This is a genomic window from Streptomyces sp. NPDC001443 (genome assembly GCF_053597355.1).
The window spans coordinates 168,227-177,849 of sequence record NZ_JBSFIA010000014.1 but is presented as its reverse complement, the minus strand read 5'-3'; the positions used below and the strand labels follow the sequence as shown (position 1 = coordinate 177,849).

Genomic DNA, 9,623 nt, shown 5'->3' with positions numbered 1-9,623 from the left:
ACGATCGCCACCGCCGACTGGGTCATCGACCTCGGACCGGGCGGCGGCGACGCGGGCGGGCGGGTGGTCGCGACGGGCCCGCCGGCCAAGGTGGCGAGGGCCCGCCGCAGTGCCACCGCGCCCTATCTCACGGCCCGGCTCGCGCGCTCCTGACGACAGCGCGAGGGCCTGACACCGGTCAGCCGCGTTCGGGGCGCGGGTCCGTCTCGCCGCGTCCGCGGGAGTGGCGGATATCGCTCGCGAGGCGCCCCGTCTGAGCCCCTTCCGCCGGGTCAGCCGGGCACGGGGTGGTGCGCCCGGGCGAACTGTTCCACGACGGCGGCGCAGAATGCGGGCAGGTCGGCCGGGCTGCGGCTGGTGACCAGCTGCCCGTCGACGACCACCTCCTGGTCGACGACCTCCGCTCCGGCGTTTCTCAGGTCGGTGCGGATGCTGGGCCAGGACGTCAGGCGGCGGCCGCGCACGGTGTCGGCTTCCGCCAGGGTCCACGGGCCGTGGCAGATCGATGCGACCGGTTTCCCGCTGGCCATGAAGTCCCTGACGAACTGCACCGCGTCGCGGTCCATGCGCAGCTGGTCGGGATTCATGGTGCCGCCGGGCAGGAGCAAAGCGTGGTAGTCGTCGACGGAAGCGTCGGCGACCAGGCGGTCCACGGGGAAGGTTCCGGCCGCGTCGAGGTCGAACTGGCGGGCCTGGATCTCGCCCGAGTGGAGCGAGACGATCTCGGTCTTCGCCCCTGCGCCCTGCAGCGCACCGCGCGGCTGGTCGAGTTCCACGCGCTCGACGCCGTCGGTGGCCAGAATTCCCACCCGCATCCCCTGGAGTTCCCGTGTCATGTTACCGCTCCGTTCACGAGTTGTTGGTTGCAGGAGGCGAGCGGTCGGGACACCCCGCAGGGCCTGTCCGCATCCCTTTTTTCGGACCGGCGACTGCAAGGCCCGGCCGAAGGCGTCTCGAGCGCATGTCTGCGCGCGGTCGGTGAAAGCTGCCTTCCGAGTGATGACGACCTGCGTCCAGCCGTCGTCGCGGGCGTCGAAGGGCTGGCAGCTTTCATGACGTGCACTTCGGGTCAGAGCATCGCGGGACGAGACGGATCCTCGCAAACGGCCTTCCGGGTCAGGGGCCGTCACGTGGAGGCAAGGGGTGTGAATTTCCTGGCCAGGCGACCAGCCGCGCTGAAACCGCGATACGCGAATCCCGGAGCACCTACGGCGCGCCCCGAGCCCTGGTGAAGGTTTCCGGTCTCCACCTTCCGCCCCGTCAGGCGTGTCGGTTCAGTCCGCCGACATGCACCGGGGCGCGACTGCTACAGCAGCTGGTCGAACACCGCGGTCACGCCCTCCCAATGACTGGTCTGCGGGTTCTTGAGATCCGGATACATGATTTTGAACGTCTCGGCAAGGGCGACGCTGAGACCGCCGATAATCTCGGGGTAGCGCTCTTCGGCCTCCTGGGTGGGCGTCCTGTCGAGGGCAGGGTGCGCGGCGAGCTGTTCCAGGATCGGCTTCAGCTCGACCTCCTCGTCGAGCCGCCGGAACCGGTGGATGCTCTCCTGGAGGCCCTTGGTGATCGGTAGGTCCCACGGTTCGACGGTATCCCTGCCGTTGGCCTTGGCCGACGCCTGGCCGACGACCAGGAGGTCGTAGAGCTTGGCGTCGACGAACTCGCCGTACCGCTTCAGGTCGTTCTTGTCCACGTCGAGGCTTGCGGCGGCGCGAAAGAACCTCTCAAACTTCGACACACCCATCACGGTCATGCCTCTCGCCTCCTCACCGGGAACGGACGGCGTCGTTCCCTCCCGCCCGCGCCTCCATCGGCTGTTACCCGGTCGAGATTCGCAGAGCCGCCTGCTGAGCGCCTCCGCATCCCAGGCCGAAAAAGGCCACCCCCTCTTCCCCTGGCAGAGCAGCATGAAGTGCGCGGGCACCCCTTGGCCAGCCGTACGGCCGTGCGGCCGTCCGTCCACAGGAGGCTGCACGGCGTTGCAACGCCTCGAACGAGAATTGCTGACAGGACGACACGACCAGCTCGGGGAAGCGGGACTGTATCGGGGCACCCCGCCGAGATGGGGACAGGGCCCGGGTCCGGTGCGGGGGTCGGGCTGAGCAGGGCGCGCCATCCCGTCAACGCCCTCAGAGCATCTCCAGGGGCGTGGGCCCGTTGGGCGGCGGGAACGCCTCGTCGAGAGCGTCGAGCGCACCGGCAGGAAGGCGGAGGTCCACCGCGCCGCGGTTCTCCCGAACGTGGTCGGGTGATCCGGAACGCGGGATCGCGGCCACCCCCTGTTCCAGCACCCAGGCGAGTGCCACCTGGGCCGGCGTGGCTCCGAGGGTCCGAGCCACGGCACCCAAAGCGTCGCCCTTCAGTAGCCGCCCCTGCTCGATCGGGGAGTAGGCCATGACCGTCATCCCGGCTTCGCGGCACCAGGGGAGCAGATCCCACTCGATGCCGCGCCGGGAGAGGTTGTACAGCACCTGGTCGACGGCCGCGGCGTCGCCATGGGGGAGGGTGGTCAGTTCGGCCATGTCGGCGACGTCCAGATTGCTCACGCCCCAGTAACGGATCTTCTCCGCCCCCATCAGTTCGGTGAATCCCGCAAGGGTCTCCTCCAGTGGCCACCGTCCCCGCCAGTGCAGCAGGTAGAGGTCCAGCCGTTCCGTACGGAGCCGCCGCAGGCTGCCCTCGCAGGCGGCGACGGTGCCTTTCCGGTCGGCGTGGCCGGGCAGCACCTTACTGACGAGGAAGACCTCCTCCCGGCGTCCCCGGAGGGCCTCCCCCACGAGCTCCTCGGCTGCGCCGTCGCCGTACATCTCCGCCGTGTCGACGACGGTCATGCCCAGGTCCACGCCCAACCGCAGCGCGGCGATCTCCCTTTCACGCCGGGCCGGGTCCTCGCCCAGGTACCAGGTGCCCTGCCCGAGCGCGGCGATCTCCTCACCGGAGGGGAGCGCAATCGTTCTGGGCGATTCCGCAGACATCTCGGGCCTCCCGTCCGCCGCGGACCCGTGTCACGCACACCCGCACCGAGTGCCCAGGTCCGCGCCTCCCAGACAATCGGTGCCTGATACGTCGCAGGGAGGTCAGGAGGGGCGAGCGGATTGCGCCGAGAGCTCGCCGGGACCGGGTGCGTGATCCCGCAACGCGACGACCACCGACACAACGGCGCCGCAGGAGAGGACCGCCGCGAAGCCGATCATCGCGCTCTGCACGGCGAAGTGCCGCAGGGCGATGCTGAACAGGACGGAGGGCAGGCCCATTCCCAGGTACGCGACGACGAAGAACACGGCGAGGACCCCCGCGCGTGAGGCGGGCTCGGCCACTGAACCGGCACGTTCGACGCCTCCCTTGAACAGCAGCCCGGAGCCGGCTCCGGACAGGGACACGGCGACCAGGTAGAGCCAGAGCGCCGGGTGGTAGAGGGCGACGGCGCACAGGACCAGGCCGACCGGAAAGACCACTGCCCCCACGGTCAGGAGCCGGGGCAGTGGGAGGCGGCCCAGCACCAGTTGGGCGGCCGCCGCGGAACCGAACATGAGGAAGGCCGCCAGGCCGACCACGAGGTGCGAGTCGGCGTGCAGGGTGCCGTGGAGCACGCTCGCCCCGAGGGAGGAGATCAGGCCGAGGATCGCGAAGGCGAAGGCGCCCAGCGCGCCGGCCGCGCCGAACGCCCGCCGGCCGCCGGGGCGCAGCACGAACCTGCTCGGTGGTTGAGCCGCCGGCAATTCCAGGTCCACGGTCTCCGGGGTGCACAGCACCAGCGCCAGGCACACTGCCATCGCGAGCGTGAAGATCGCCTGGGCGGTGATCAGGGGCATGGGAAGCCACTCGGCGGCGGCTCCGGCGACCAGGGGCCCTGAGGCCAGGCCTCCGAGGTTCGCGGCGGTGGCCACGATGCCGGGCAGCACCGAACCCGTCCGGTCCGCACGGACCTCGTGGTGAAGGTCGTGCAGGTACGTCGTCGCGGTCGAGGCCATCAGCCCCAGTCCGACACCGTTCAGGATCCTGCCCGCGATCAGCCCCGGCAGGTCCTGCCACACGATCAGTACGACCGACGCGACGATGCCGACCAGCAGCGCCGGGACGATGATGCGCCGCCGGCCGAGCCGGTCCGACAGGTGTCCCAGCCCCAGGAAGGCGGCCGCGGCGCCCACGACCATCGAGGCGTACGCCACCGTGACCGTGGTCGCGCCGAAGTGGTCCCGGGCCTCGTACAGCGGCCACAGCGGGGTCGGCGCGGTGCCGAAGGCCATCAGTATGGTGAAGGCCACCGCCACGAACCAGAAGCCGGTCGTGTGCGAGGCACGGCGCCGGGCGGGGGCGCGGGGCGGCAGGTCGGCGGGAGCGGGTGCTGGGATCCGGTGGGTCGGGTCGTCGGGAGCGTCGGCTGTGGGACGGTTCAGCGGCGTCGGAACGGCAGGCAGGGGTACCCCTCCTCGGGCGAAAGCGGATGGCGGTCTCCATCCTCCTCACCAGCCAGAATCAGTGCCAACGAATGTTTTTGCTGGGCTCCAGCAATGCGAGTGATACTTCCCGTGTGGAGCTGCGTCAGCTGGAGCACTTCATCGCGGTCGCCGAGGAGCTGAGTTTCACGCGTGCCGCCCGTCGGCTGCACGTGGTGCAGTCAGGGGTGTCCGCCGCGATCCGCTCACTCGAGCGCGAGCTCGGCTGCGCGCTGTTCGAGCGCACGTCGCAGCAGGTCCGGCTCACCGGGGCGGGCGCCGCGCTGCTGCCGGAGGCCCGGGCCACCCTGAACGCCGCCCAGGCCGCCCAGGACGCCGTGCGCACCGCACAGGACACGCTGCGCGGCACGGTGGACGTGGGCGCCATGGCCTCGGTCGAGGTGGTGGACCTGCCGGCGCTCCTCGGGCAGCTGCACGCGCGGCATCCGGCGATCGACGTCCGGCTGCGGCTGGCGACGGCCGGCTCGGCGGGACTGGCACACGCGCTGCTCAGCGGGGACCTTGACGTGGCCTTCCTCTCGCTGCCCGAACGCAGGCCCGCCGGGATCGACGCACGGGAGCTGGCCACCGTGCCGCTCGTCCTGGTGGTGAGCGCCGCCCATCCACTCGCGCAGCGGAGCAAGGTGGTGCTTGCGGACCTCGCGGGGGATCCCTTCGTGGACTTCCCGCCGGGCTACGGCAACCGCGAGGTGGTCGACCGGGCGTTCGCGGCGGCGGGCGTCGCACGCCGGGTGGCACTGGAAGTGCCCGACATCGACATGGGGGCGGCACTGGTCCGGCACGGTCTGGGCATCGCCTTCCTGCCCGCGTTCGCCGTTGCCCGCACCCCCGGCCTGCACGTCCTGGACGTCCACGACACCACGCTCCGCTGGAGCATGTATCTCGGCACGTCGTCGACCCGGCGGCCCAGCTCGGCTCTGCGGGCGCTGCTCGACCTGGTCGACCTCCACGTCATCGCCCTGTGACGTCCGGCCCCCTGCGTTCGCCTCGCTCCGGCCGCGACATCTGCTGCAGCGTCCGCTGACGCTGACGCTGCCGTGGTCCGCAGGCGGTGTCGGACACCTTCTCGACCCCTTCGAGGCCGGTGCCGAAGGTCCTGCCGATCATGGCGACGGCGGTGATGAACGCAGCGCTGTAGCAGTGCAGCCCGCCCAACTGCTACTGACACCGCTCGCGCAGAAGTTCCAGTGAGGCATCAGCCGGGTCCGCCCAGCACGATCTTCCACACTCGGGTCGCCACCTGGAGGTTCAGCCGGTCCTCGACGTTCGCGAGGTCGTGGCCGCTGATGTCGCGGATGCGCTGGAGGCGATAGCGCAGCGTGCTGCGGTGGATCGCGAGGAAGTCGGCGGTCTCGTTGTAGTTGCCGCCGCAGTCGAAGTACCGGGCCAGGGTCTCCACCATGGCCGCGTGGTGCCGGGAGTCGTAGTCGATGAGCTGTCCGAGCCACTCGTGGACGAACGTCTCCAGTTCCCGGTAATCGTTGCCGGGTCCCAGGATGCGGTAGAGGCCGAGCTCGTCGAAGAACGTCGCGCCGTAGCGCTCGCGGGAGTGGCGGCGCACGTCCAGGGCGCGCTGCGCCTCCTGGTAGTGGTGGGGGATGTCGTCCACGGAGTCGCAAGGGGCGCTCACCCCGATCGTCCCGGACCGTGTTCCGGTCTCCCGGGCGAGCGCCTCGTACAACGCGCGGGCGTGCGGCCTGTCGCCAGTGATGAGGACGACGTGGTCAAAGCGGCGGGTCAGCAGCGAGCGCATGCCCACCGCGACGGCCGCCCGACTCACGGTCTGCGCGAAGGAATCGTCTGCGGTCCGGTTCGACCACTGCACCACGACGATGTAGTGGCTGCCGTGCAGGTCGTGTCCGGCTGCCTCGGACCGGGCGTAGGCGCTCGGTCCGTCCGTCCCTGCCAGGAGGTCGTCGGCCAGCTCGCGGTGCAGCCTCAGCTCCACTTCGGCCAGATTGCGCAGGTGCGTCAGCTCCAGGGCGAGCGACGCGGCAGCGTGTTCCAGCGCGAGTACGGTGTGCTCGTCGGCCTCGTCCCGGGTATCGACCAGGGCCAGCACGCCCAGGATCTCGCCGTGCGTGCGGATCAGGGTGATCAGCCGGTCCCTTATCCGCACCGGCCCGGCCTCTTTGGCGACGGCGTGCAGCATTTCGTCCTGGCGCACCGGGTCGGGTTCGGGATAGGGGACGGGGCGGCTGGGGCCGGTCCAGGACCTCAGCCGACCGAAGCGGTCCTCGACCAGCGCGGGAAGTCCGGTGAGCCCGTGCAGTGCGCGTGTGACAGCTTCCTCGCCGCCGCCCGAGGCAGCGACGCTGGTGGTGAGAGCGTGAAGGGCTCGCTCGTAGTCCAGCTCAGCCACCACAGAGATCAGCTGCCGCTGGAGGGCTGTGCGTTCCTCCCTCAGTCGGCGCAGCTCCAGAGCGTCCTCGCGTTGGCGGCGGTGTGCGAAGGCGACTGACAGTGCAGCAGCGGTGTGCCGGACGAGCATGGCGAGCAGGGATCGCTCGGCCTCGGTGGGCTGGGAGCGGGAGGTCACCACGAGGTAGCCGTGGAGTCCCCCAGGTCCGCGTAGCCCCAGGGCTCGGCCCCAGGGCCTGCCGGCTACGGTCACGTTGCCGTCCTGCCCGGCCAGCTCCCGCACCTTCCGGCCCACGGCCGAGGCATGCGTCTGCCCGTTCCTCGGGCTGGGGACCAGGTCGCCGCCCACCTTGAGGTATCCGGCCTCGGCGCTGTATGGCCCCGCGGCGGCTATGTGGTCCATGGCCAGGCGCAGGATCTCGTCTTCGTCCGGAGTGTCGAACAGGGCGCGGGAGAGCGCGACCAGTTCGTGGAGGGCAAGGCCGGCTGGGGTGCGAGCGGGCAGGCAGGGCCCTGCGCGCGCGGCCGTGGGGTGCCGCCCGGCGCTGCCCCGCGGAAGGCTGCCCTTCCGGTCGGAGCAGCGGTGGTGCACGCTGCATGCCCGACTGCCGACCATGGGATCACTCCGTCCTTCGGAGGCGATCGGCTTTCGCGTACCCGCTCCCGGGCCGGCTTACCCGAGAAGTGTGGGTTCTTTCTCTCGTACACGTGGGGCGACCGGACCCGTGCATTCCTGACTCGCCAGGCGCAGGCGTGGAGCCACCCGGTTCGACACCCTGGGTGCTCGAGACCCTCCGTGCGCGACGGGGGGGAAACCGGCGGAGGTCCCACCTCTGCCTGAACGAACGTGATCCGGAGAGTCGGCGCAGGCGCCGGACCGGGAGGAGTTCCTCATGGCGAAGGCAGTGGGCATCGACCTGGGCACCACCAACTCGGTGATCGCCGTGTGGGAGGGCGGCGAGCCGTCCGTCGTGCCCAACAGCGAGGGCAACCGCACGACACCGTCCGTGGTGGCCTTCACCGACACCGGGGAACGCCTGGTGGGCCAGCTGGCCCGGCGCCAGGCGATCCTCAACCCCAAGGGCACCATCTACTCGGCCAAGCGGTTCATCGGCCGACACTTCGACGAGATCTCCGACGAGGCCAGGGCGGTGGCGTACGACGTCGTCGAGGGCGACGGCGGGGCGGCCCGCTTCAAGGTGCGCGACAAGCTGTACGCGCCCGAGGAGATCAGCGCACAGGTGCTGCGCAAACTCGCCGACGACGCGTCCAAGCAGCTGGGAGAGCGGGTCACGGAGGCGGTCATCACGGTGCCCGCCTACTTCAACGACGCTCAGCGCACCGCCACCAAGGACGCCGGACGGATCGCCGGACTGGAGGTACTGCGGATCATCAACGAGCCGACGGCGGCCGCCCTCGCGTACGGCATGGACAAGAAGGAGCACGAGACCGTCCTCGTCTTCGACCTGGGCGGCGGCACCTTCGACGTGAGCATCCTCGACGTCGGCGACGGCGTGGTGGAGGTGCGCTCCACCGCCGGTGACAGCCACCTGGGCGGCGACGACTTCGACCGGCGTCTGGTGGACTACCTCGCGGACGACTTCCAGAAGGAGAACGGCATCGACCTGCGCAAGGACCCGCAGGCGCTGCAACGACTGTTCGAGGCGGCGGAGAAGGCCAAGACCGAGCTCAGTTCGGTGACGCAGACGCAGGTCAGCCTGCCGTTCATCACCGCCGACGCCTCGGGCCCCAAGCACCTCACCGACTCGATCATGCGGTCCACCTTCGAGCAGATCACCGGCGACCTGGTGGAGCGTTGCCTGGGACCGGTGCAGCAGGCGATGGCCGACGCGAAGGTCGGCGAGAACGACATCGACGAGGTCATCCTCGTCGGCGGTTCCACCCGCATCCCCGCTGTCCAGACCCTGGTCCGCCGGCTGACCGGCGGCAAGGAACCCAACATGAGCGTCAACCCCGACGAGGTCGTCGCCCTGGGCGCCGCGATCCAGGCCGGGGTGCTCAAGGGCGAGGTCAAGGACGTCCTGCTGCTCGACGTCACACCCTTGTCGCTGGGCGTGGAGACGCGCGGCGGAGTGATGACGAAGATCATCGAGCGGAACACCACCATCCCGGTGCGCCGCAGCGAGACCTTCTCCACCGCCGAGGACAACCAGCCGGCCGTCGACATCGTCGTCCTCCAGGGCGAGCGCGAGCTGGCCGCCGACAACCGGGTGCTGGGCCGGTTCCAGCTCACCGACATCCGGCCGGCGCCGCGGGGCGAACCACAGATCGAGGTCACCTTCGACATCGACGCCAACGGCATCCTCAACGTCAAGGCCCGTGACCGGGACACCGGCAAGGAACAGGGCATCACCATCAGCGAGAGCTCCAACCTGGACCGCAGCGAGGTCGAACGCATGGTCCAGGAGGCCGAGCACAACCGGGGCCAGGACCAGGCACTCCGTGAGGCCGTCGACGCCCGCAACGAACTCGACGCCGTCGCGTACCAGGTCGAGAAGCACCTCGCCGAACTGGGCGACGCGGCGCCCGCGCACGAGAAGGCACGCGCCGAAATGCTCGTGTCCGACGCCCGGGCGGCGGTCAAGGAAGAGGCGGGCGTGGAGCGCGTGCGGCCTCTGACCTCCGAACTCCAGCAGGTGCTCGCCGGGCTGGCGGCCCATCAGGGCGCCTCCGCCACGGGCGGCGGTCCTGGCCAGGACGCCGCCACCGGCGGTCCCACGAGTGGCGGTGGCGGTGACGATGATGTCATCGACGCCGAGTTCGACAAGGGCTGAGGCGCGC

The 9,623-nt window shown here is 70.4% G+C and carries 7 protein-coding genes; 2 read left to right on the top strand and 5 right to left on the bottom strand.

Annotation, left to right across the window (positions count from 1 at the left end):
- Positions 1-272: 272 nt before the first annotated feature.
- The 4 genes from ACWC24_RS17590 to ACWC24_RS17575 form a co-directional block, all read right to left on the bottom strand.
- Positions 273-836 carry a type 1 glutamine amidotransferase domain-containing protein gene (locus tag ACWC24_RS17590; protein WP_450663703.1) on the bottom strand — a complete coding sequence of 188 codons (564 nt, stop codon included), beginning with the start codon at positions 834-836 and terminating at the stop codon, positions 273-275.
- Positions 837-1,306: 470 nt separating this feature from the next.
- Positions 1,307-1,756, bottom strand: a complete 450-nt coding sequence (locus ACWC24_RS17585) for a DUF1931 family protein (RefSeq protein ID WP_450663702.1) — start codon at positions 1,754-1,756, stop codon at positions 1,307-1,309.
- A 376-nt stretch (positions 1,757-2,132) separates the two neighbouring features.
- Positions 2,133-2,978, bottom strand: coding sequence for an aldo/keto reductase (locus tag ACWC24_RS17580; RefSeq protein WP_450663701.1), 846 nt, complete (start codon positions 2,976-2,978; stop codon positions 2,133-2,135).
- Positions 2,979-3,080: 102 nt separating this feature from the next.
- Positions 3,081-4,268 carry an MFS transporter gene (locus ACWC24_RS17575; protein WP_450663700.1) on the bottom strand — a complete coding sequence of 396 codons (1,188 nt, stop codon included), beginning with the start codon at positions 4,266-4,268 and terminating at the stop codon, positions 3,081-3,083.
- Positions 4,269-4,534: 266 nt separating this feature from the next.
- Here ACWC24_RS17575 and ACWC24_RS17570 point away from each other — a divergent pair, with 266 nt between their 5' ends.
- On the top strand, positions 4,535-5,425 hold the full coding sequence (locus ACWC24_RS17570; protein ID WP_450663699.1) for a LysR family transcriptional regulator: 891 nt from the start codon (positions 4,535-4,537) through the stop codon (positions 5,423-5,425).
- A gap of 230 nt (positions 5,426-5,655) precedes the next feature.
- Here the strand turns inward: ACWC24_RS17570 and ACWC24_RS17565 are convergent, their stop codons facing one another.
- Positions 5,656-7,437 carry a PucR family transcriptional regulator gene (locus ACWC24_RS17565; protein ID WP_450663698.1) on the bottom strand — a complete coding sequence of 594 codons (1,782 nt, stop codon included), beginning with the start codon at positions 7,435-7,437 and terminating at the stop codon, positions 5,656-5,658.
- A gap of 277 nt (positions 7,438-7,714) precedes the next feature.
- Between ACWC24_RS17565 and dnaK the strand changes: the two genes are divergently transcribed.
- Positions 7,715-9,616 (top strand): molecular chaperone DnaK, encoded by a 1,902-nt coding sequence (gene dnaK, locus ACWC24_RS17560; protein ID WP_450663697.1) that lies wholly within the window; start codon positions 7,715-7,717, stop codon positions 9,614-9,616.
- Positions 9,617-9,623 lie beyond the last annotated feature (7 nt).

Bases quoted from the DNA above. Each gene is read 5' to 3' on its own strand.
- ACWC24_RS17565 (WP_450663698.1), bottom strand. From the start codon at position 7,437: ATGGTCGGCAGTCGGGCATGCAGCGTGCACCACCGCTGCTCCGACCGG.
- ACWC24_RS17580 (WP_450663701.1), bottom strand. From the start codon at position 2,978: ATGTCTGCGGAATCGCCCAGAACGATTGCGCTCCCCTCCGGTGAGGAG.
- ACWC24_RS17590 (WP_450663703.1), bottom strand. From the start codon at position 836: ATGACACGGGAACTCCAGGGGATGCGGGTGGGAATTCTGGCCACCGAC.
- dnaK (WP_450663697.1), top strand. From the start codon at position 7,715: ATGGCGAAGGCAGTGGGCATCGACCTGGGCACCACCAACTCGGTGATC.
- ACWC24_RS17585 (WP_450663702.1), bottom strand. From the start codon at position 1,756: ATGACCGTGATGGGTGTGTCGAAGTTTGAGAGGTTCTTTCGCGCCGCC.